The organism is Pseudomonas sp. TE3899 (assembly GCF_056279105.1).
The window spans coordinates 6,223,577-6,246,078 of sequence record NZ_JBWBQR010000001.1 but is presented as its reverse complement, the minus strand read 5'-3'; the positions used below and the strand labels follow the sequence as shown (position 1 = coordinate 6,246,078).

The 22,502-nt window shown below is 59.2% G+C and carries 23 protein-coding genes; 9 read left to right on the top strand and 14 right to left on the bottom strand.

The window, feature by feature from the left end; translation table 11 throughout:
* Positions 1 to 10 precede the first annotated feature (10 nt).
* The 3 genes from ACZ89E_RS28480 to ACZ89E_RS28470 are packed head-to-tail and all read left to right on the top strand — an operon-like array spanning position 11 to position 1,952.
* Complete coding sequence (locus ACZ89E_RS28480; RefSeq protein WP_149658126.1) at positions 11 to 1,024, top strand: sensor domain-containing diguanylate cyclase; 1,014 nt, start codon at positions 11 to 13, stop codon at positions 1,022 to 1,024.
* Positions 1,021 to 1,425 (top strand): GNAT family N-acetyltransferase, encoded by a 405-nt coding sequence (locus tag ACZ89E_RS28475; protein WP_149658127.1) that lies wholly within the window; start codon positions 1,021 to 1,023, stop codon positions 1,423 to 1,425. Before ACZ89E_RS28480 ends, ACZ89E_RS28475 begins: the two co-directional genes overlap by 4 nt.
* A 44-nt stretch (positions 1,426 to 1,469) precedes the next feature.
* Positions 1,470 to 1,952: an N-acetyltransferase family protein gene (locus ACZ89E_RS28470; RefSeq protein ID WP_476256830.1), complete on the top strand. Its 483-nt coding sequence runs from the start codon at positions 1,470 to 1,472 to the stop codon at positions 1,950 to 1,952.
* On the opposite strand, the gene msrA is transcribed toward ACZ89E_RS28470, so the two are convergent.
* From msrA to msrB, 3 genes are read right to left on the bottom strand one after another with little or no spacing between them, the layout of a single operon-like run.
* Positions 1,947 to 2,654, bottom strand: a complete 708-nt coding sequence (gene msrA / locus ACZ89E_RS28465) for a peptide-methionine (S)-S-oxide reductase MsrA (RefSeq protein WP_149658129.1) — start codon at positions 2,652 to 2,654, stop codon at positions 1,947 to 1,949. The two genes, ACZ89E_RS28470 and msrA, sit on opposite strands and share 6 nt — an antisense overlap.
* 31 nt (positions 2,655 to 2,685) lie before the next feature.
* Positions 2,686 to 4,437, bottom strand: coding sequence for a cytochrome c biogenesis protein DipZ (locus ACZ89E_RS28460; RefSeq protein WP_476256829.1), 1,752 nt, complete (start codon positions 4,435 to 4,437; stop codon positions 2,686 to 2,688).
* A gap of 43 nt (positions 4,438 to 4,480) precedes the next feature.
* Complete coding sequence (msrB, locus tag ACZ89E_RS28455) at positions 4,481 to 4,999, bottom strand: peptide-methionine (R)-S-oxide reductase MsrB (protein ID WP_476256828.1); 519 nt, start codon at positions 4,997 to 4,999, stop codon at positions 4,481 to 4,483.
* Between the two features lie 152 nt (positions 5,000 to 5,151).
* Between msrB and ACZ89E_RS28450 the strand changes: the two genes are divergently transcribed.
* The 4 genes from ACZ89E_RS28450 to ACZ89E_RS28435 all read left to right on the top strand — a co-directional run bounded on the left by ACZ89E_RS28450 (position 5,152) and on the right by ACZ89E_RS28435 (position 8,778).
* Complete coding sequence (locus ACZ89E_RS28450; RefSeq protein ID WP_149658132.1) at positions 5,152 to 5,868, top strand: response regulator transcription factor; 717 nt, start codon at positions 5,152 to 5,154, stop codon at positions 5,866 to 5,868.
* Positions 5,865 to 7,379: a sensor histidine kinase gene (locus tag ACZ89E_RS28445; protein ID WP_149658133.1), complete on the top strand. Its 1,515-nt coding sequence runs from the start codon at positions 5,865 to 5,867 to the stop codon at positions 7,377 to 7,379. The genes ACZ89E_RS28450 and ACZ89E_RS28445 overlap by 4 nt, the downstream gene beginning before the upstream one ends.
* A 56-nt stretch (positions 7,380 to 7,435) precedes the next feature.
* Positions 7,436 to 7,939: a DUF6622 family protein gene (locus ACZ89E_RS28440; RefSeq protein ID WP_149658134.1), complete on the top strand. Its 504-nt coding sequence runs from the start codon at positions 7,436 to 7,438 to the stop codon at positions 7,937 to 7,939.
* 134 nt (positions 7,940 to 8,073) lie between these two features.
* On the top strand, positions 8,074 to 8,778 hold the full coding sequence (locus ACZ89E_RS28435) for a hypothetical protein (RefSeq protein ID WP_476256827.1): 705 nt from the start codon (positions 8,074 to 8,076) through the stop codon (positions 8,776 to 8,778).
* Positions 8,779 to 8,855: 77 nt separating this feature from the next.
* On the opposite strand, the gene ACZ89E_RS28430 is transcribed toward ACZ89E_RS28435, so the two are convergent.
* Together ACZ89E_RS28430 and ACZ89E_RS28425 are read right to left on the bottom strand one after the other, a co-directional pair.
* Positions 8,856 to 9,350 carry a RidA family protein gene (locus ACZ89E_RS28430; protein ID WP_149658136.1) on the bottom strand — a complete coding sequence of 165 codons (495 nt, stop codon included), beginning with the start codon at positions 9,348 to 9,350 and terminating at the stop codon, positions 8,856 to 8,858.
* Between the two features lie 142 nt (positions 9,351 to 9,492).
* Entirely contained in the window at positions 9,493 to 9,984 is a 492-nt protein-coding gene (locus tag ACZ89E_RS28425) for a RidA family protein (RefSeq protein ID WP_149658137.1), read from the bottom strand.
* 121 nt (positions 9,985 to 10,105) lie between these two features.
* Between ACZ89E_RS28425 and ACZ89E_RS28420 the strand changes: the two genes are divergently transcribed.
* Complete coding sequence (locus ACZ89E_RS28420) at positions 10,106 to 11,524, top strand: aminotransferase-like domain-containing protein (protein WP_463258428.1); 1,419 nt, start codon at positions 10,106 to 10,108, stop codon at positions 11,522 to 11,524.
* 121 nt (positions 11,525 to 11,645) lie between these two features.
* Here the strand turns inward: ACZ89E_RS28420 and ACZ89E_RS28415 are convergent, their stop codons facing one another.
* The 9 genes from ACZ89E_RS28415 to hmpA form a co-directional block, all read right to left on the bottom strand.
* Entirely contained in the window at positions 11,646 to 12,098 is a 453-nt protein-coding gene (locus ACZ89E_RS28415; protein WP_149658139.1) for a hypothetical protein, read from the bottom strand.
* Entirely contained in the window at positions 12,082 to 12,621 is a 540-nt protein-coding gene (locus ACZ89E_RS28410; protein WP_476256826.1) for a DUF6036 family nucleotidyltransferase, read from the bottom strand. The genes ACZ89E_RS28415 and ACZ89E_RS28410 overlap by 17 nt, the downstream gene beginning before the upstream one ends.
* Before the next feature lie 483 nt (positions 12,622 to 13,104).
* Positions 13,105 to 13,992 (bottom strand): heme o synthase, encoded by an 888-nt coding sequence (cyoE, locus tag ACZ89E_RS28405; RefSeq protein WP_149658140.1) that lies wholly within the window; start codon positions 13,990 to 13,992, stop codon positions 13,105 to 13,107.
* An 11-nt stretch (positions 13,993 to 14,003) separates the two neighbouring features.
* A complete protein-coding gene (gene cyoD / locus ACZ89E_RS28400) occupies positions 14,004 to 14,339 on the bottom strand; it encodes a cytochrome o ubiquinol oxidase subunit IV (RefSeq protein ID WP_054045505.1) in 336 nt (111 codons plus the stop codon).
* Complete coding sequence (locus ACZ89E_RS28395) at positions 14,339 to 14,965, bottom strand: cytochrome o ubiquinol oxidase subunit III (protein ID WP_133840526.1); 627 nt, start codon at positions 14,963 to 14,965, stop codon at positions 14,339 to 14,341. Before ACZ89E_RS28395 ends, cyoD begins: the two co-directional genes overlap by 1 nt.
* Positions 14,966 to 14,968: 3 nt before the next feature.
* The gene (gene cyoB, locus ACZ89E_RS28390; RefSeq protein WP_149658141.1) at positions 14,969 to 16,999 is read right to left on the bottom strand and encodes a cytochrome o ubiquinol oxidase subunit I; all 2,031 of its coding nucleotides are present in this window, start codon (positions 16,997 to 16,999) and stop codon (positions 14,969 to 14,971) included.
* Positions 17,000 to 17,002: 3 nt separating this feature from the next.
* Positions 17,003 to 17,947, bottom strand: coding sequence for a ubiquinol oxidase subunit II (cyoA, locus tag ACZ89E_RS28385; RefSeq protein ID WP_149658142.1), 945 nt, complete (start codon positions 17,945 to 17,947; stop codon positions 17,003 to 17,005).
* 800 nt (positions 17,948 to 18,747) lie between these two features.
* On the bottom strand, positions 18,748 to 19,257 hold the full coding sequence (locus ACZ89E_RS28380) for a disulfide bond formation protein B (protein ID WP_149658143.1): 510 nt from the start codon (positions 19,255 to 19,257) through the stop codon (positions 18,748 to 18,750).
* Positions 19,258 to 19,532: 275 nt separating this feature from the next.
* Positions 19,533 to 20,714, bottom strand: coding sequence for an NO-inducible flavohemoprotein (gene hmpA, locus ACZ89E_RS28375; RefSeq protein WP_476256825.1), 1,182 nt, complete (start codon positions 20,712 to 20,714; stop codon positions 19,533 to 19,535).
* Between the two features lie 148 nt (positions 20,715 to 20,862).
* Between hmpA and norR the strand changes: the two genes are divergently transcribed.
* On the top strand, positions 20,863 to 22,413 hold the full coding sequence (gene norR, locus ACZ89E_RS28370; protein ID WP_476256824.1) for a nitric oxide reductase transcriptional regulator NorR: 1,551 nt from the start codon (positions 20,863 to 20,865) through the stop codon (positions 22,411 to 22,413).
* The last annotated feature ends 89 nt before the right edge of the window (positions 22,414 to 22,502 follow it).

The window sequence follows — 22,502 nt, the reverse complement described above, 5'->3', positions numbered from 1 at the left end:
GAGAGCGGTGATGGGCGACGCGTCGAGTATCGAGCCGGTGAAATTCAATCTGTCGGACTTCAACGAAGACTTGCTGCACACCATTATGGAACTGGTCAGCGACGGTATTTGGGACTGGAATGCCAATACCGGTTTCGTCTACCGCAACCCCGGCTGGTACCAGATGCTCGGCTACCCGCCGCACTCACTGGAAAACACAGTGTTGACCTGGGAAACCGTGATGCATCCCGACGATTATCCGCGGGTCATGGCGTTGTTCGATGACTACCTGAGTCAACGCGCGTCCGGCTATAAGGCCGAATATCGATGCCGCAGACAGGATGGCACCTACACCTGGATCGAAGACCACGGCTATATCCTGGCACGCAATGCCGATGGTTCGGTGGCGCGGATGGTCGGGGCGCACCGCAGCATCGAAGACAAGAAACGCCTGCTCGAACAACTGGAGCGGCGCAATCACTCCCTTGAAGCCCTCGTCGAAGAACGCACCCGGGAGCTGTCCCGGGTCAATCAGCAACTGCAAATCCAGCTCGAAGAAAACCGCAAACTGGCGGAAACCGATGCCCTGACCGCCGTCGCCAATCGCTATCGCCTGGAAAAAGTCCTGCCCCAGGAATGCGACCGCGCCCAGCGCTTCCGCCAGCCGCTGTCGCTGATCGCCATGGACATCGACGACTTCAAAATCATCAACGATCACTACGGCCATGCACTGGGCGATGCAGCGTTGGTGCAAGTGGTCGACTGCCTGAAACGCTGTGTACGCGACGGTGATTTGCTGGCCCGCTGGGGCGGCGACGAATTCATCATGATTCTGCCCAACACCTCACTGGCCGGTGCCCGCGGGATCGCGGAAACCATCCGCCAGGGCCTGACGGGCTTGCTACCCGTGGGGGACTTTCAAGTCACCCTGAGTTTTGGCGTGGTCCAGCGCTTTGAAGAGGAACAACAGACCGGGCTGCTGGCCCGGGCCGATCAGGCGCTGTATCGGTCGAAGGTGATGGGCAAGAACGTGATTTCGGGATGAGCGCCGATCTGCTTGTTCGCGATGTGCAGCCTTCGGACGTCGAATCCGTGAGGCTTTTTCTTGAGCACAATGGCTGGGCCCACCGTATCGGTTCGGCCGAGCATTTCGCGCAACTGCTCGCCAACTCCCAGCGCACGGCGCTCGCGGTGAAGGACTCGCGGATCATCGGGTTTGCCCGAGGCATTACCGACGGACTGTCCAACGGTTATCTGTCGATGGTGGTCGTGTGTGGGCAGCATCGACGTGAAGGTGTAGGTCGTGCGCTGGTCGAACATGTGATGGGTGAAAATCCGCACATCACCTGGGTTTTACGCGCCGGCCGGGAAGGTGCTCCCGCGTTTTTCTCCAGCCTGGGTTTTGAGGCATCGACCATTGCCATGGAGCGTCCGCGTAGCAAGTGACCGGCCGTATGCTCGCTGAAATCAATCAACGCTAAGGATAGCCAATGACGCCCCCTCCCCTGTATCGCCGGGCCAAGCCGGACGATCTTCTGGCCATTTGCGAATTGGGCCAGCAACTCAACAGCCTTCATCACCGTGAACGACCGGACATCTATGCACCGGCCACTGAGGATTTCGCGCGGGACAGCGCTCACTGGCAGCCGCACCTCGACAGCGAACATCAAGTGACCTTTCTTGCCGAACAGGCTGGCAAGGCGATTGGCTTCATCACTGTGCAAGTCACTGCGTTCAACAGCCCACTGATTCAGCACCAACAGGTGGGTCGGGTGGGCTCGGTCTGTGTTGACGACATTGCTCGTGGCCAAGGTGTTGGGCGTGCACTGATGGAGCGCGCTCAGGCCTGGGCCATCGAACAGGGCGCCACGGACCTTCGGTTGACCGTTTGGGCGTTCAACGCACCGGCCCTTCGTCTGTATGAGGAGCTGGGTTATGAAATGCGCGCCTTTGAAATGGGCAAGCGCTTATAACCCGGCCTTCACCAACACCGCTTTCTCCTGATACCGATCCGGATACAGCTGCTTCAACTGCGCCACCTTCGGCATGTCGTTGATCACGATGTACGGATACGTCGGGTGCTCGGTCAGGAAATCCTGGTGGTAATCCTCCGCCGGGTAGAAGCCGTTATAGGTTTCCAGTTTGGTGACGATGGGCTTGTTAAAGGAATGCGCGGCGTCCAGCTGGGCGATATAGGCCTGGGCGACCCGTTGCTGTTCGGGGTTCTCCGGGAAAATCGCTGAACGATACTGGGTGCCGGTATCAGGGCCCTGGCGATTGAGTTCCGTGGGATTGTGGGCCACCGAGAAATAGATTTGCAGCAAGGTGCCGTAGCTGACCTGGGTCGGATCGAAGGTGACTTCAACGGACTCGGCATGTCCGGTATCACCCTCGCTGACCTTCTCGTAGTCAGCGGTGGTGGCGGCGCCCCCTGCGTAACCGGACACGGCTTTCGTCACGCCTTTGACATGCTGGAACACCCCCTGGACGCCCCAGAAACAACCGCCGGCGAAGACCGCGGTTTCGCTGTGAGCCTGGGTGGTTTCGTCAACGGTCGGTGCCGGGATGACCACGGCGTCTTCGGAAGCACCGAGAGAGAACGCCGAGCATTGGCCGATAACGCTGGCGGCTGCCAGGCCCAGCAGGGTACGACGCCAGGTGAATGGGGTTTTCATAGGGCTGACTCCTTGGAAAATGGGATCGTTATCAACCAAACGTAAAGGCATACGCCGAGACACCCGGGTCGAGAAACTCAATGCTGAAGGTGCGGTCCGAGACATCGCCGGACTGACGCACCAATTGATACAAGCGTTGTTCGGACACGCTGCCGCTACCATCGGGCGCCACGTCGGTACCGTGGGCATCGCCCGGGGCCTTGCCGTCGATCAGGACTTTGAAGCGCACCGGTTTGCCGTCAGCGCCAGGGCCCAGCACCAGATGCAGGTCACGCGCATGGAAGCGGTAGACGATGCGGCTGGCGGGTACGCTGGAGGTGGCACGCTCCGGGCCGACATTCCATTGCCCACCAAGGCTCCAGTCATTGAGGGCCAATTGTGCCGGTGGGTTGTAGGTCGCGACCTTGTCGGCCGTGAAGCCTTTTTCAGGTACGAAGTTCTCCGCACGCTGGTAGCCGACATAGGTTTCCGGAGACAGCGCTTCCTTCTTGTCCGGGGCGAGCTGCACGCCCTCGGCGCTGGCATTGATCAGGCCGTCCGCCACCTTCGTCGCCCCGGCCTCACGCAGCAGTTGCTGGATCACCCGCTCCGACTCGGCGTACTCGCCTTCGCCAAAGTGGTGATAACGGATGCGCCCCTGGGCGTCGGCAAAGTAGTGCGCCGGCCAATACTCGTTGTTGAAGGCGCGCCAGATCTTGTAGTCGTTATCGATGGCTACCGGGTAGTTGATGCCCAGGTCCTTCATGGCCTTGGTGACGTTGCCGACATTGCGTTCGAAGGCAAACTCCGGTGCATGCACGCCGATCACCACCAGCCCCTGGTCGCGGTACTTCTCGGCCCAGGCTTTCACATAGGGCAACGTGCGCAGGCAGTTGATGCAGGAATAAGTCCAGAAATCCACCAGCACCACTTTGCCCTTCAACGCCTCGGCGGTGAGGGGTGGCGAGTTGAGCCATTGCACGGCACCGTCCAGCGGCGGGAGGTTGCCCTCGACAGGCAGTGTGCCGGGTGTTTTGTCCGCCACTTGCAGGGCACTGCCCGACGTCGGGCTGTTCGGTGATTTACCGGCCAGTCGCCCGACCAAGGCCTGTTCGATGCCGCCGGTGGACGCCGTCGACACCCGCGCCAGAATCCCGGTATCCAGCCCCAGGGCGATGGCCGCCACACCGGCCAGCATCAGCGCACCCAGCCCACGTCGCACCCACTCGCCAGCGCCTATCGAGCGCTTCATTGCCGCAAATACCTTGCCGCCCAGCAGCAATGCCACGGCCAATGACGTTGCCGCGCCGGCGGCGTACGCTAGCAGCAACAAGGTGGTGCCGATGCTCGCCCCTTGCAGCGCCGCCCCCGTCAGTACCAACCCCAGAATCGGCCCGGCGCACGGCGCCCAGAGCAGGCCCGTGGCGACGCCGATCAGGAACGACGCACCGGGACGTGGCCGGGCATCGGCGCCCGCCACTTCCGACAATCGACTGCCGGCCGCTACCAGCGGGCGTGTGAGGCGATCCGCCAACCGGGGCAACAACAGCGTCAGCCCGAACAGTGCCACGAACACCAACGCGAGCCAGCGACCGTACTGATTGAGTTGCACCACCCAACCGCCGCCCACTGCCGCCAACGTGGCGACGAGCGCGAACGTCATGGCCATCCCCACCAGCAGCGGCAGGCCACTTTTCACAAAGGGCTGCCCGGTGCGTGCAAAGACAAACGGCAGGACCGGGAGAATGCACGGGCTGACAATCGTCAGCACACCACCGAGGTAAGAGAGAACCAGAAGCCACATAGCGTCGACCTGCATCAGGAGAAAGAAAGGAGGCGCCCGCGGATCAAGCCGCCTGTGGCTCGAAGGTCATGGCCAGGCCATTCATGCAGTAGCGTAGCCCCGTCGGTTTTGGCCCATCGTCGAAGACATGACCCAGGTGACCGCCGCAACGCCGACAGTGAACCTCTTCACGCAACACACCAAACGAGCGGTCCTGACGCGTGGCAACGGCCTTGTCCAGCGGCGCCCAGAAGCTTGGCCAACCGGTACGGCTGTCGAACTTGGTATCGGATGAAAACAACGACAGATCACACCCGGCACAGGCGAACGTGCCCGCCCGATGCTCGTTGTTCAAAGGGCTGCTATAGGCCCGCTCGGTGCCTTCTTCACGCAGGATTTCGTACTGTTCAGCACTGAGGAGGGAGCGCCATTCGCGGTCGGTGTGAGTCACCTCGAACACCTCCGCCGCATCGGCCTCGCCGATCAGCGCCGAACTCGCCGCAAATTTTGGCAATACACCGATCACCAGGGCTGCAGCCCCCAGCCCGCCGCTGGTTAAAAGAAATTGTCTGCGTGAAAACATGGCCGTCTCCAAAAATCCCAGGTACCTGTCATGGAACACAGCCTAGGCTTGGGTTGATCGCCAAATCCTCACGGGGAGTTAAACAATTCGTGATAACTGAACCCGAGGAAAACCCGCACAATGTGCCCATTCGCAGCAAAGGATTGAGCTTCATGGAACAGACCAAACGCGTCCTGGTGGTCGAGGACGACCTGCATATCGCCGACCTTATCTGCCTGCATCTGCGCGATGAGCAGTTCGAGGTGGTGCATTGCGCCGACGGGGACGAAGGCATGCGCCTGTTGCAGCAAGGAAGCTGGGACGCGCTGATCCTCGACCTGATGCTGCCCGGTGTCGACGGCCTGGAAATCTGCCGCCGCGCCCGGGCCATGGCCCGTTACACACCGATCATCATCACCAGCGCCCGTTCCAGCGAATTGCACCGCATCCTCGGTCTGGAGCTGGGCGCTGACGATTACCTGGCCAAACCGTTTTCCATGCTGGAGCTGGTGGCCCGGGTCAAGGCGCTGCTGCGACGGGTCGATGCCATGGCCCGCAACCTGAAAATGGACGCCGGCAGCCTGACCGTCGACGGCTTGTCCATCGACCCGATCACCCGCGATGTCGCCCTCGATGGCCGACGCCTGGACCTCACGCCACGGGAGTTCGACCTGCTGTATTTCTTCGCCCGCCAACCGGGCAAGGTGTTTTCGCGCATGGACCTGCTCAACGCGGTGTGGGGCTACACCCATGAAGGCTACGAGCACACGGTCAACACGCACATCAATCGCCTGCGGGCCAAGATCGAGAAAGACCCCGCACAACCGGCACGCATTCTCACGGTGTGGAGACGCGGTTACAAATTCGCCGCACCGGAGGACCAGCCATGAGATTGACCCTGACGCAGCGCCTGTCCCTGGTGTTCGCCGTGTTGCTGTTGGTGTGTTGCGGCACTTCGGCCTGGATGCAGGTGCGCGCCAACCAGATGCATGAGTTGGAAGTGGTGCAAGGGTTGTCCCGGGACCTGGCCCAGCACATCGCCCACGATACTGTGCTGATGGACGCCAAAGGCCTGATGCCCAACGCCGTGCGCGACCTGTTCAGCCAACTGATGCTGGTCAACCCGAGTGTCGAGGTCTATCTGCTCGACAGCCAGGGGCGGATTGTCGGCAGTGCCGCCCCTGAAGGGCGGATACGCCGCAATAAAGTCGATCTGCAGCCGATCCAGCATTTGCTCAAGGGCGATGCCCTGCCGATTCTTGGCGACGACCCGCGCAGCGTCGATGGCCGCAAGGTGTTCAGCGCCGCGCCGTTGCAGGTCGATGGCAAGCCGGCCGGCTATCTGTATGTGGTGTTGCTCAGTGAAGAACACGACCGCTTTGCCGAACGCGGTGCCACCAGCGCCGCGCTGAATACCGCGCTGTTGTCCATCGGCCTGGTGGCGTTGTTGTGCCTGATTGCCGGCCTCACGGCTTTTGCCCTGATCACCCGGCCGTTGCGGCGCCTGACCGAGACCGTCAGCCAGTTCGACATCGACGGCATCCCGGTCACGCCACCCACGGCAATCCCGGTGGAAAAAGCCGCCAGCCACGATGAAATTGCCGTCCTCGACGCCGCCTTCCGGCAGATGCAAACCCGCCTCAGCGAACAATGGCGTTCGCTGACCCGCCAGGACCAGGAACGTCGCGAACTGGTGGCGAACATCTCCCACGACCTGCGCACACCGCTCGCTTCGCTGCACGGTTATCTGGAAACCCTGTCGCTCAAGGACGCCACGTTGTCCTCCGCCGACCGGCGGCGCTACCTGGGCATCGCGCTTGATCAAAGCCGCAAGGTCGGTGGCCTGGCGCAATCGCTGCTGGAACTGGTGCGACTGGAACACGGTTTTGTGCAACCGGTGCTTGAGCGTTTCTCCGTAACCGATCTGGTGCAGGACATCTTCCAGAAATTCGAACTCACCGCCGAGGCGCGCCAGGTGGAACTCAAGGCCACTTTCGCCCCGAACGTTTCCGCCGCCTGCGCCGACCTCGGACTGATCGAACGGGTCCTGACCAATCTGTTCGACAACGCCCTGCGCCATACACCGCAAGGCGGAGAAATCGAACTCAGCCTGCGTCCGCAAGGTACTTTTGTCGAAATCACCATCAGCGACACCGGCCCCGGCATCGCCGCCGAACTGCGCGAAGGCCTATTCCTGCGTCCATTCAATATTGGCGGCGCACGGCGTGATGGCGGGCTGGGGCTGCGAATCGTGCATCGGATCCTGCAACTGCATGGCCGTGACATCCAGTTGGTCGATGTTCCGGGACGCGGTGCAACCTTCCGCTTCACATTGCCCGTGGACCCGCAAATGGCTGAGCAAATGGTGGTTCGCTCGATGAATCTGAATTCGCCGGGGTAATAACCGGGCGCTAGCGCTATGATCCCGGCACTCAATTTCGGCAAGGATGCTGCGTCATGTTGAACACCCTGCAAAACACCCCGTTATGGGTTTACGTGGTATTTCTGCTGCTGTGCTACGACGGCATCAAAACCCTGTCCCCCACTCGGGAAGGCAAAACTTCATGGCTGATCACGCCGACGATTCTGCTCGCCTGGTCGCTGTATTCGCTGAATCTGACGCTCAATCCACCGTTGACGCTGACTTGCTGGTTGATCGCAGTCTTGGTCGGTAGCCTCGCTGCGCTGTTGATTTTCACGCGCAAGGGCATCGAGCTGGATGATCCGCAAACCGGACTGATCCTGCCGGGCTCGCCCAAGGCACTGACGCTCTATCTCATGCTTTTTTCCGTGAACTATTACTTCGGCTATCAGGCCGAGGTGTATCCAGAACTGTCGGCGACGCTGCAGATGGTCTTGTTCAAGGCGTGTGCTTCAGGCTTTGCCACCGGGTTGTTCTGCGGCCGTACGCTCAAGTTTTACCGGGTTTTCCAATCCCTGAAGTCCGCGCCTACAGGGTGATCCGCGCACCCGGCATACTGCCCGCCCGCCTGTTGGGTCGTGACAACGCGGCTCAGGTCCAATAGATTAGGCGGCCTGAAAAGGCCCAGCGCTTTCTCGCCTCAACTCAAGTTAAAAGAAGTAGTGAAATTTCAATGTCCGATTCCAACACCGCTGAATCCGTAGTCACCTTGTCGTCCAAAGCGGAATACGAAAACTCCATCAATCTTTCACAGCATGTGCCCCAGGCCAAGACCATCAGCGAAATGGTGCTGGATGCTTTCCAGTCCACTCGCGAAAGCGACCAGATCCGCGAGCTGCGCGCTGCGATCCGCCACGCTCACGACAACTTCGACGACGATAAAGCCTACGAACTGATGGGCGAACTCAAGCAACTCAAGGACGCCGAGGCTTCCGACATTGCCGCCCTGGAAGACCTGAGCAGCAAATTCCCGATCAGCCGCATTCTGTCCAGCTTCAAGGACGACCCGGCGTTTCAGGAAATCGTCTATGGCCTGGCGCTGAAGGTGCTGAATCAGACCCATCAAGCCATCAGCAACCCGAGCAGCGGCAAGAGCAAGACCGCCAGGGCGAAGAAGGAAGTCGAAGTGTTCACCATCAGCAAGGATGGCGTGAACGTCACCCTGCCGTTGCGCACACCGCGCTCACGCCTGAATGTTGACCGTGAAGCCCTGGAGTTCCTCGGTTTCACCTTTGTCGGCGAAGGTGAGGAAGCGGAACTGGAAAGCGAGACTTTCCTGGACAATGCCGGGACTGAACAAGCGGTCAACCGCAAGAACATCATCACCGCGCTGCAACAGCAAACCGCGTTCGAGGGTTACAGCATCTCCGCGCAGTAATACACCCTGGCGGTACTGCAAAACTTAAAGCCCCGCGCTGAGGCTCAGCGCGGGGCTTTTTGTTGTCCGAAACGCTGTCACAGCGCTGGAGGACGCAAGGCAACAATCATGTCCAGCTCCACTGCCGCGTTTTTCGACAATTGATAAACACCGATCGTCACTCGTGTATGTTTTCCGGCATCACCCAATACATGCCTGAATACATCCGACGCGCCGTTGGCCACTTCGCTCAGGTCAGCAAAGTCCGCCGTCGACTTTATGTACACCGTGATGCGCAACAGCGACTTGATTTTATCCAGTGAGCCGATAGTTTCGACAACCAATGCCAGGCCACGCATCGCACAAATGCTGGCGGCAACTTGAGCATCGGCCAGGGTCAACTCAAGGCCCACTCTGCCCGGGTACTGAACCTTGCCATGCTTAAGCGGTATCAGCCCGCTGACATACAGTTCATTGTTGTGCCGAACCAGTGGCTCGAAATGCCAACCGGTGGTGCTTTCGCCATAGATGTCGTAGCCAAGCTCAGCAGCCAGGGCGATGAAGCGTTCATCGCACGTCATGTGGTCAGTCATTTCCCCCTACCTACCCCTTTGTATCAATCCATTAACAATCCAACTTCTGACAGATTAGCCCAAGGCAGGTCTTTACCACGACATTGAATGAAAAAGCCCCGCGCTTCTTGCAAAGGCGGGGCGTTTTAACGGCTGATTTCATTCACAACGTAGGTTGCAACGCGACGATCATGTCCACTTCTACCGGGGCATTTTTCGGCAACTGATAAACGCCGACCGTGGTTCGGGTATGTTTGCCGGCATCGCCCAGCACGTGGGTAAAGACATCCGAGGCACCGTTGGCCACTTCACTCAGATCAACGAAATCAAACGTGGATTTGACATAGACAGTGACGCGAATCAGTGACTTGAGCTTATCCAGTGAACCGACGGCATCCATGATCAGTGCCAGTGCGCGGATGGCACTGATGCTGGCGGCGGCCTGGGCATCCGCGAGGTTGAGTTCCAGCCCAACCCGGCCGGGGTACTGGATTTTGCCGTTCATTCGCGGCACCAGGCCACTGACGTACAGTTCATCACCATGGCGGATCAGCGGGGAGTAATGGCCGCCGACGGTGTTCTCGTCGTAGAGGTCGAAGCCGTGCTCCCTGGCCAGCTCGATAAAGCGTTCATCACGGGTGGTTGGCTTGTTCATCACGGCACCTTCTTGATCATTCAGGCAAAACACGCCGTCGAGGGTAAGCACAGACGCTTGCCTTGAGCAGGGCAAGTTCGGATAGAATCCAGCGAACTTTACTGCCAGGGAGACCAGTAAAATGCAGGCTCAACGCGCCGTGATTGCGGCCATCGAGTTCCAGCCGGGCGTGCCGCTGGTGCAGCAGATCGTCGATCAATTGTCGATCGCCATTAGCCAGGGAGGGCTGCCCCACGGCGCCAAGTTGCCGCCGATCCGCGAACTGGCCGAGCTGTTGAACGTCGGAAAATCCACGGTGGTCGACGCCCTCGATCACCTGCGCGCCAAAGGCCTGGTGGTGTCGCGCCAGGGTTCGGGGCATTACGTACACCGTTCCAGCACAACCATCCCGAGCGAAGCCGGCCCGGACCTGCTGCCCCAGGACACCCTCAGCGTGGTACGCCGCGCCGTGCTGGTGGATAACGGCGCCCTGCGCCCCGGTTGCGGATTCCTGCCCTCCTCCTGGCTACCCGCCGAAGAATTGCTCAAAGCCGTACGCGGCACCCTGCGCGCCACCGCCCTGCGCATGGGCGAATACGGCGTAGTGGGCGGTTACCTGCCGCTGCGCCAGGCGTTGCGGGTCAAACTGTCGTCCTTCGGCATCGAAGTGCCGGTGGAACAGATCATCACCACCTCCAACACCATGCAAGCCATCGACCTGCTGATGCGCCTGTTGCTCAAACCCGGTGACACGGTGCTGCTCGACGATCCGTGCTACTTCAACCTGCACACCAACCTCGCGCTGCATGGCGCCCACGTCATCACCGTCCCCCGCCATTGTGACGGCCTGGACCTCGACGCCTTCGAGCAACAGGTGATCGCCCACAAGCCCGTGCTCTACATGACCAACAGCACGCTGCATAACCCGACCGGGCACTCGTTCTCCCCGGCTCAGGCTTATCGTTTGCTGGAGTTGAGTCATCGGCATGGTTTCCACATTGTCGAAGACGATTTGTATGGCGACCTGCAACAACGCCGGACACCGCGCCTGGCGGCGAGCGGGCTGGAGAATGTGAGTTATGTGTCAGGGTTCTCCAAGACCCTGACCGCCAATAGTCGGGTCAGTTATGCCGTGCTGTCACCGCCCCTGGCGGCGCGACTGATCGCGCTGAAAATGGCCTGCGGTGGCGTGACCTCGGAGTTCGCGGAGCAGATTACCTGCACGATGCTCAGCAATGGCAGCTATGCCAAGCATGTGCGGCGCACGGTGGATCGATTGTATGAGTCAAGCAGTCGGGTGGCGCGCTGGTTGGTCGAGGCCGGGTGTTCGGTGTCATCCCTGCCCGGTGAAGGCTTGTTTATCTGGACGCGATTGCCCGAAGGGCTGCACGCCGAAACACTGGCGCGCAAAGGTCTGGAAACCGACCTCGTCTTGGCACCCGGCACCTTGCTCAGCAAAGCGCCTGATGCCAGCCGATTCCTGCGATTTAACGTGGCACACAGCGATCAACCTCAAGTGCGTGAGCGATTCTTCCGCCTGCTCGACACACCTCACGAATAATTGATCGCACTCACCATAGGGACTGCGCCTGACTGGCATTTGCTGATCACATCAAGTCCCGTCCTGAACGAAAAGCCCCGCTCTTCTCTCGAAGGCAGGGCTCTTGTCATGCAGCCGACTTTCAGGAAATCGTTGAACGCTGCTCAGCCTCATAATGCCGTGTCTGAAACGGCATGAGGGTTTGAGCCTTTAAGCCAAGGCCTTCACTTAACCCCCAGGAATCGGCAAGTTCATCACGACGCAGGCGAAGTGGAGTGACTGCTTGAAGCTTCACATCTTGCTTGGAAGTCGTGAACGCAAAAAGCTCCAGCACGTTGAAGGTTTCCAGCACGCGGCTATCAGACACACACGCAAAACGGGTGAAACGCTCGAGCAGGTAGCCTGCACGACGAACCTCGATCTCAGCAGAATGACGACTCAAAAATGCTGTGACTTCACTTTCAAGGTTCGCGTTCGTGTACCAAACAGCCTTGGCCGCACTGACAAGCGCAGCATCATCTGCCTGATTCAAAGGGCTTTTGACCAGCGTGTCCAAAGCGGCTGAGAGGACGTGGCCGTTACGGGGCTTCGTCATCTGTATTCTCCAGATAATCTTGCAAAATACTGTCGAGGACAGAGCTTGGTGGCTCTTTATTGCCAACATATACATCAATCGCCTGCAATGCCAGTCGACGGAGTTCGGTGGTCAGTATGAAACCACTCCTGAGAAGCGCCCTGATATCGCCAATGTCCTGATCCGTAGCCCTGCCCAATTTTGAAATGGCAATGTCGATAGGCGCTGCAATATGAACATGCAGAGGAGACTCAATCGAAAACTCGGCAAGCGGCAGACTCCGCTCCCAATAGTCCTCGTGAATTGGACCAAAGCTTGTGTTGTATTGAAGGTCGTAGTTCAGTTCCATCAATCGACCGGATCGTTCATCGACGAATGGCTCGGGCATCTCTGCCAGCATTGATTGAAGGTGCAGGCCTTTGGGGACATTAGCCTCGTAAACCTCGGCATCGACATCCGTGGAAACACGGTGACTTGTATAGAGATGAACGGCGCATCCACCGAACACGATAAATTTGACAGCTCCCGCCTCTGCGTCCTCCAAGGACCAGTTCCGCTTCGACAGATTTGAACATGGAAACCAACGCCTGCCCCAACGTTGTGTTCGTATTCACGCGGGGAATGATTACATCCGGCAACTCCATGCTCGAACCTCTAACCTGCTGTGAAATAGCAACGCCTGTGATGACGTAACGGCGAAGCGCCTGGCAGCAATTGCAGCTGGATTGGCGACATCCCGAAGGTTAGGCAGACGACTTCCGACCGACAACCTGAAAGCTTTGTAGGAGGTTTCCGCTGTGTGAGTGGGCAATGGTCTATGGGCTTGCCCCCGTTTGAGTGCGAAGCACTCCCCTGTATGTCATCAGGCACACCTCATGCACAGGTTTTACGAATGCTGCGCAGCCGGACGGGAGCAAGCTCCCTCGCCACAGAGGCGGAGTCGATCAATAAAATTGGGCAACGAATCCCCAATAAAAAACCCCGCTCTCCTCTCGAAGGGCGGGGCTTTTCGTACAGCGTCTAAACCTTACGGCGCATAAGTCAGCAACAGCTCACTCGGCACTTTGAAGTCCAGCGACATCATGACGCTCAACGCGGTAATGGTGAAGATCGAGAACACGAACAGCTTGCGTGCCCAGACCGTGTCATCCACTGCCTTGTAGCCGGTCCAGGCCATGTACAACCAGTACATGCCCATGGCCGCGGCGACGGCGAGGTAGCTCATGCCGGCGTAACCGCTGAAGGTCAGCATCAAGGTCGCGATCAGGAAGGCCAGGATGTAGAGCAGGATGTGCTTCTTCGCTACTTGAATCCCGCGCTTCACTGGCAACACCGGAATCGATGCGGCCAGGTAATCGTTGAAGCGGAAGATCGCGATGGCGTAGGAATGCGGCATCTGCCACAGGCTGAACATCACCAGCAACGTCAGCGCGGCCATGTCGAAGCTGTTGGTCACGGCAACGTAACCAATCACCGGCGGCATGGCGCCCGACAGGCTGCCCACCAGCGTGCCGTGAACCGACTTGCGCTTGAGGTACAGGCTGTAGAAGCCGACGTAGATGACAAAACCGATCACCGCGAACAGCGCGGCCAACGGGTTGGCCACCTTGTACAACAGTGCAACGCCGGCAATGCCCAGGACGGTCGCGTAGATCAGGGCCAGTTTCAGGGAGATCAAGCCCTGGACCAGCACCCGGTTCTTGGTGCGTTCCATCTTCAGGTCGATGTCGCGGTCGATGCAGTTGTTGAACACGCAACCGGAAGCCACCACCAGGGACGTGCCGATCATGGCGGCCAGGAAGATGGCCAGATCGACATGCCCTTTCGAGGCCAGGAAAAATCCGCCCGCCACAGAAAGCACGTTACCGAAAATGATCCCCGGTTTGGTGATTTGGATAAAGTGCTTAAAGGACATCCGGACTTTCCTCAGTGCGCCATCATGACGGTGTGGATGCTGAACATGATCCACAGCGACAAGCCAACCAGCAGGACGATCACCATCGCAGCGAACACAAACGCGATCACGTTATTGCGCTGGGCGGCGGAGCGGTCCAGGTGGAGAAAGTACACCAGGTGAACCAGTACCTGGATCACGGCGAAGGCCAGTACGATCCACAACGTCCAGACTTTCGGCAGCGACGGGTACATCACCAGGCCGAACGGAATGATCGTCAGGATCACCGACAGGATGAAGCCGATGGCGTAGGACTTTACGCTGCCATGACCGGCGTCGTGGCTATCGTGGGAATGTGCATTAGCCATTACAGGGTCCCCATCAGGTAAACAACGGTGAATACGCAGATCCAGACCACGTCCAGGAAGTGCCAGAACAGGCTCAGGCAGCTCAGGCGGGTCTTGTTGGTCGACGTCAGGCCGTGCTTGTTGACCTGATACATCATGATCGCCATCCAGATCAGACCGCTGGTCACGTGCAGACCGTGGGTGCCGACCAGGGTGAAGAACCCGGACAGGAAGCCGCTGCGGTTAGGACCGTAGCCTTCGGAGATCAGCATGTGGAACTCGTTGATCTCCATGCCGATGAAGCCCAGGCCGAACAGGAAGGTGATGGCCAACCAGCCCAACACTGCCTTCTTGTTGCCCTTGAACAACGCCAGCATGGCGAAGCCGTAGGTGATCGAGCTGAGCAACAGGCAGGCGGTTTCGCCCAGCACGTATGGCAGCTCGAAGATGTCGTGGCCCGACGGGCCACCCGCTACGTTGTTAACCAGTACCGCGTACACCGCGAAGATCGACGCAAACAAAATGCAGTCGGTCATCAGGTAGAGCCAGAAACCGAATACGGTCATCTCGCCCGAGTCGTGGTGATGGTCATCGTGCCCATGTCCATCGACATGGACGTGTCCAGCATTGGTCACTAAGTTCGACATGGTTTAAGCCTGTTCCAACGAGGTTTCAACACGGGTGGCGCCAGCCGGGATTTTCCCTGCTGCTACCAGACGCTTGTGCTGCTCGGCTTCGATGCGCTCGATCACGTCGACCGGCACCATATAGCCCTGGTCATCACGGGCAGCATGGATAACGAAGTAGATCACGGTACCGGCGAGGCCGAAGATGGCCATCCACCAGATGTGCCAGATCATGGCGAAACCGAACACGGTCAACAGAGCACCCATGACCAGGCCGGTCGCGGTGTTGTTTGGCATGTGGATCGGCTCGTACTTGGCCGGAGCCTGGTACGCAGTACCGTTTTCCTTGGCTTCAGTGAACGGGTCGATGCCAGGAGCCTTCGGCAGTACGGCGAAGTTGTAGAACGGCGGTGGCGACGAGGTCGACCATTCCAGGGTATGGGCATTCCACGGGTCGCCGTGTTCGCACATGTTCTCTGGCTTCTTGCGGTCACGCACACTGACGTACAACTGGATCAACTGGCAGGCAATACCGACGGCGATCATGACCGCGCCGAACATTGCAACGTGCAGGTAAGGCACCCACTCAGGGTTGGTGGTGGCGTTCAGACGACGGGTCATGCCCATGAAGCCCAGTGCATAGAGCGGCATGAACGCGACGAAGAAGCCCGAAATCCAGAACCAGAACGCTGCCTTGCCCCAACCTTCGTGCAGCTTGAAGCCGAACGCTTTAGGGAAGAAGAAGGCGAAACCAGCGATGTAGCCAAATACTGCGCCGCCGATGATCACGTTGTGGAAGTGAGCGATCACGAACAGGCTGTTGTGCAACACGAAGTCAGCACCCGGGATGGCCAGCAGTACGCCGGTCATGCCGCCGATGGCGAAGGTCACCATGAAGCCCAGGGTCCAGAGCACCTGGCTGGTGAACTGCAAGCGACCGCGATAGATGGTGAACAGCCAGTTGAATAGCTTCACCCCCGTCGGAATCGAGATCAGCATCGTCGCCAGCCCGAAGAAGGCGTTGACGCTCGCACCCGAGCCCATGGTGAAGAAGTGGTGCAGCCAGACCATGAAGCCCAGGATCGAGATCGCGCCCGAGGCGTAGATCATCGAGTGGTGGCCGAACAGACGCTTGCCGGAGAAGGTCGAGATGACTTCGGAGAAGACCCCGAACGCCGGCAGAATCAGGATGTAAACCTCGGGGTGACCCCAGGCCCAGAACAGGTTGACGTACATCATTGGATTGCCACCAAGTTCATTGGTGAAAATGTGGAAATCCATGTAACGGTCAAGCGTCAGCAAAGCCAAAGTAGCGGTCAGAATCGGGAACGAAGCCACGATCAGCACGTTGGCCCAGGTGCAGGTCCAGGTGAAGATCGGCATGTCCATCATCTTCATGCCCGGGGTACGCATTTTCAGCACGGTGGCCAGGAAGTTAACCCCGGTCAGCGTCGTACCTAGACCCGATAGCTGCAGTGCCCAGATGTAGTAGTCCACACCCACGCCCGGGCTGTAGCCCAGTTCCGACAGCGGTGGATACGCAACCCAACCGGTACGGGCGAACTCGCCGACACCCAGGGACACGTTCACCAGCACGACGCCGGAGACCAGCAGCCAGAAGCTCAGGGAGTTCAGGAACGGGTAGGCAACGTCACGGGCGCCGATCTGCAGCGGCACTGCAAGGTTCATCAGGCCGGTGAAGAATGGCATCGCCATGAAGATGATCATGATCACACCGTGAGCGGTGAAGATCTGGTCATAGTGTTCAGGCGGCAGGTAGCCAGGCGAACCCTCGGTGGCCATGGCCAACTGGGAACGCATCATGATGGCGTCGGCAAAACCGCGCAGCAGCATGATCATGGCGACGATGATGTACATCACGCCGATTTTCTTGTGGTCGACCGACGTCAGCCACTCGGTCCACAGGTAGGTCCACTTCTTGAAGTAGGTGATCAACCCGAACACAGCCAGACCACCGAGCGCGATCATGGCGATGGTAATCATCACAATCGGTTCGTGGAACGGGACCGCTTCCCAACTTAATTTACCAAACATCGTTTACTCCTCTGCCCCGGCAGCTGAATGCGAACTCATGTCCATCCCTTCCATGGCGGCCATTTCGTGCTCTTTTTTCTCGTGATGCATTGGCTGGCCCGGTTTCATGCCTTCGTACTTGTCGACGATGATCTGGAACAGGTTTGGCGTGAACGAGGAGTAGAGCTCGACTGGGTTGTTCTGGCTTGGTTTGGAAAGGGCTTCGTATTCAGCTTTTTCCAGCTGTTTAGGTGCCTTCTTGACATCACTGACCCAGGCATCGAAATCCGCCTGGGAAGTGGCGATAGCTTTGAACTTCATGCCGGTGAAACCCGCGCCGCTGTAGTTGGCGGAGATACCGTCGAATTCAGCGTTCTGGTTGGCAATCAGGTGCAGCTTGGTTTCCATGCCCGCCATCGCGTAGATCTGGCCACCCAGGCCCGGGATGAAGAACGAGTTCATCACGGTGTCGGAGGTGATTTTGAAATTGATAGGCGTGTTGGCCGGGAACACCAGTTTGTTAACAGTGGCGATGCCTTGTTCCGGGTAGATGAACAGCCACTTCCAGTCCATGGAGACCACTTCAACGGTGATCGGCTTGACGTCGGATTCCAGCGGCTTGTACGGGTCCAGGGCGTGGGTCGAAATGTAAGTCACGTAACCCAGGGCAATGATGATCAGGACCGGAACAGCCCACACCGCGATTTCGATCTTGGTGGAGTGCGACCATTTAGGCGCGTACACCGCGTTCGGGTTGGAAGCGCGATATTTCCAGGCGAACAGGAACGTCATGACGATGACCGGCACAACGACCAACAGCATCAGCAGCGTTGCGGTGATGATCAGGTTTCGCTCATCCAGGCCGACCTGGCCCTTGGGGTCGAGCAAGGTCATGTTGCAGCCTGACAGCAACAACGTGCCGAGCAGCGGCAATAAGCCTAGTAGTCTGGGGTACCTGTTTTTACTCATCTCACGACCTCTAAAGCAGCTTGCGCAATGCAGTTGGGTTTTGATCGCCAACACTTCACCCTGCCAAGGGTTGGCATTTTTCTTGGATTGAATAAGGGCTGCCCGTCGCGCGTCAGACGCTGTTCGACAAATCCTGGGCTAGCGGTGAGTTCTTATTCGAATTCGTGGTCAAAGGCCTTGTTACAGACCAATTCCATTTGGTGCGGATAGTCGGAAAGGCACCGACACCTGGGAGTCGCATAAAGCCGTCAGGCCTTTCGACGCCCTATCTGCTCAGTCGAGAGCAGCGCCGGGAATTCAGTGCGGGCGATTGTAGATACGTCGCGACGCATAAACCATGTCTCATCCCGAAATAATTTTTATCCATTCCAGCAACAATCATTAACGGATTTTGCAAAAGTTCAGCATGGTATCGAAATTAATTCTCAACAAAAACACCAAAATTTGTGGGGCTACCACCCTCGGTTCAGACAGCCTTCATGGCGCCTTGCCATCCGCCACCCCCGGCAAAGCCCCGATAGGCAAGGGGTGTGGCGATTCACCAAGGCTTGTTAAAACTGCCTGTTACACCCTGAAGATGAACAATTGGCTAGCGTCGCCAATCGGTTCAAATCGTTGCGTAGCTATGCACCGATTCCGCCCCTTGAAATGAGTTGCGACACTCCGGCTGTGACAACATGTCGCACACGTTGCGCACCCTTCGCTGTCGCACATCACGATCTGCTGACTCGCGCTCTGAAATGCAAAACGCCCCGGCCCTCTCAACGAGGACCGGGGCGTTTTTTGTTTGCTGCCGCGGGTTAGCGCAGCGCCTTGCGGTTACGCGAGACCAGCAGCGGCACCAGCACCACCACGAGTACAAACGACACCAGCGCCCACTGCGCCAGTGACAGGCCGAGGATCGGCGGGTACGGCGTGTCGCAGAAGCCGTCGACCTGGAAGCCCAGCGGAAAGATCTTCGCCAGTGGCAGGCCATCGACAATCGGTTGCAGCACGTCAACACCGCAGCTGACCGCCGGGTAGAACTGCGTATAGACGTGATGCCCGGCCGCCGCCACACCGCCGAGCGCGGCGATGACCACCAGCACCTCGAACACCGTGAGGCTGCGACGGGTGCGCATGGCCGCGCCGATAAAGGCAAAAATGGCGATCAGCAACAACGCATAACGCTGCAGGATGCACAGCGGGCACGGTGCTTCTTCCAGCACCACCTGCATGTACAGCGCGCCGCCGATCAGCGCCAGGCAGATGATGCCCAGCAACACCAGATATCGCCGCTCACGGCCCAATCGCATGGTTTCGTCACTCATCGCGTTTCCCTTCTAGATATCGATTGCCGGAAGTCTACACGCAGACCATGACCGTGGAGAGCCTGGCGCGCGCCGGTAGATGTCGGGGAATAGACGATAGGCTGGTTAAGGAGGGATTAACTTTTAAACAGAAGGTGAGAATTCACCGTTCAAGACCGAGGTGTGGCTATCGCGGGCAAGCCTTGCTCCTACAGATTTATGGCGTGACGTCTGTAGGAGCAAGGCTTGCCCGCGATTGAAACGACGCGGTGAGACGGGCTCACCTCGCCCCTCGCTTACTCCAGCGCAGAAGCCGGCCCGAAGAACTCATAACGACTCTGCTTCTCCGGCACACCCAACGCTTTCAAGTGACGCTTGATCGCCGCCATAAAGCCCTTCGGCCCCAGGAAGTAAGCATCCAGGTCGCGCTGCTGCGGCAACCACTCGCCCAACTGCTCCTGACTCAACAACCCAACCTTGTCCGCCGCCGGGCTCACGCCATCATCTTCGGCGTAGCAATAGAAGCGCTTGAGCTGCGGGTGACGCTCGGCCAAGCCATCGATCCAGTCACGGAACGCATGGACGCTGCCGTTACGCGCGCAGTGGATAAAGTGCACCGGCCGCTCGGTGGCCAGCGCCGCTTGGAGCATGGCCAGGGTCGGGGTGATGCCGACGCCGCCGCTGATCAGCACCAAGGGTTTGTCGCTGGCGGTCAGGGTGAACTCGCCCGACGGCGGGAACAGTTGGATGCTCGCGCCGACATGCAGTTGATCGTGCAAATGGTTGGAGGCGCGGCCACCGGCTTCGCGCTTGACGCTGATGCGGTACTGGCCGTTGTCGGACAGGGACGACAGCGAGTAGTTACGGCGAATCTCTTCACCGTCGAGGATCAGCTTCATGCCGATGTACTGGCCCGGCTCGGCGGCGAGGATCGGGCCTTTGTCGGCAGGTTCGAAGTAGAACGAGATGATTTCCGCGCTTTCTTCAACCTTGGCCGCGACGATGAACTCCCGAGCCCCGCGCCAGCCGCCCGGAGCCTGCTCCTTCTGGTCGTAGATGCTGGTTTCGGCGCCGATCAGGATGTCGGCCAATTGGTTGTAGGCTGCGCTCCAGGCGCCGATGACTTCCGGGGTGGCGATCTCTTCGCCCAGCACTTCGGCGATGGCGCGCAGCAGGCAGGTGCCGACAATTGGGTAGTGTTCCGGCAGGATTTGCAGGGCCACGTGCTTATTAATGATCTTGGCCACCAGGTCGCCCAACTGGTCGAGCTGATCGATGTGCCGCGCATACATCAATACGCCGTTGGCCAGGGCGCGGGGCTGATCGCCGCTGGCCTGGTGGGCCTGGTTGAACAACGGGCGGACTTCCGGGTATTCGGAGAGCATCATGCGATAGAAGTGAGTGATCAGCGCTTCGCCACCGCTTTCCAGCAGCGGCACGGTGGATTTGACGATGGCACGGTCTTGAACGCTAAGCATTAGGGCAACTCCTGAACTTCGATGTGAATGCCTTAGGCTTATCAGTTTCCATGCCAACAATTAAAACCCTATAAATCAACGACTTAAATACAACGTAGTCATATCGACACAGACTGCCTTATAGTCATCGCGACTACACGGAGTCACTATGACTGCAAAATCCCTGCTCACCGCCCTGCTCCCCCTGGTCTCCGACCTGTCCCGCGAACTGCCCGAAGGCGAGCGCTATCGGCGGTTGCTTGAAGCCATGCGCGCCCTGCTGCCCTGCGATGCCGCCGCCCTGCTGCGCCTCGACGGCGAATGGCTAGTGCCGCTGGCTGTGGACGGTTTGAGCACCGACACCCTCGGCCGGCGCTTCAAAGTCAGCGAACACCCACGTTTCGAGGCGCTGCTCAGCAGCCCCGGCCCGACCCGCTTCGCCGCCGACAGCGACTTGCCGGATCCTTATGACGGTTTGGTCGATGGCCTCGACGAGCACCTGGAAGTCCACGATTGCATGGGCTGCCCACTGTTTATCGATGAACGCCCGTGGGGCCTGTTGACCCTCGATGCCCTGGACCCGGAACGCTTCGAACCGATCGAACTCGACGCCCTGCAAGCCTTCGCCAGCCTCGCCGCCGCCACCGTCAACGCCGCCGAGCGCATCCAGCGCCTGGCCAATCGCGCCGAAGACGAACACCAGCGCGCCGAGGTTTACCGTCAGGCCAGCGGCCAGCAGAACCGCGAGATGATCGGCCAGAGCAAGGCCCATAAACGTTTGGTGGAAGAGATCAGCCTGGTGGGCGGTAGCGACCTGACCGTGCTGATCACCGGGGAAACCGGGGTCGGCAAGGAACTGGTGGCCCAGGCGATCCACGCCGCGTCCTCCCGCGCCGACAAACCGATCATCAGCCTCAACTGCGCCGCCCTGCCGGACACCTTGGTGGAGAGCGAATTGTTCGGCCATGTACGTGGCGCCTTCACCGGGGCAACCAGCGACCGTCGCGGCAAGTTCGAACTGGCCAATGGCGGCACGCTGTTTCTCGATGAGGTCGGCGAACTGTCCCTGACCGTGCAGGCTAAGTTGCTGCGGGTGCTACAAAGCGGCCAGTTGCAGCGTTTGGGCTCGGATAAAGAGCATCAAGTGGACGTGCGGCTGATCGCGGCGACCAACCGTGACCTGGCCGAAGAGGTCCGCAGCGGCCGCTACCGCGCCGACTTCTATCATCGCCTGAGCGTTTATCCATTGCTGGTCCCGGCGCTGCGGGATCGCGGGCGCGATGTGTTGCTGCTCAGCGGCTTCTTCCTGGAACAGAACCGTTCGCGCATGGGCCTTAATAGCCTGCGCCTGAACAGCGATGCCCAGGCGGCGCTGCTCGCGTATCAGTGGCCGGGGAACGTGCGGGAACTGGAACACTTGATTGGCCGCAGCGCATTGAAGGCGCTGGGCAACTGCAATGAACGGCCGAAGATTCTCAGCTTGAGCGCCGCGGACCTGGATTTGCCTCATGGCAGTGTTGAAGCGCCCGCGGAACAACCGGCTGTCGCCCCTGTGGCTTTAGTCTCGGGTGACTTGCGAGTCGCGACCGAGGATTATCAGCGGCAACTGATCAACGCCTGTCTGGAACGCCACCACAACAACTGGGCAAGCGCGGCCCGTGAGCTAGGCTTGGATCGGGCGAATCTGGGGCGGATGGCCAAGCGGTTGGGGATGAAATAACCCCACTCTTGAGTTCAGTGAAACCCTGTGGCGAGGGGGCTTGCCCCCGTTGGAGTGCGAAGCGCTCCCCCGCTTTACAGAGAGAACTT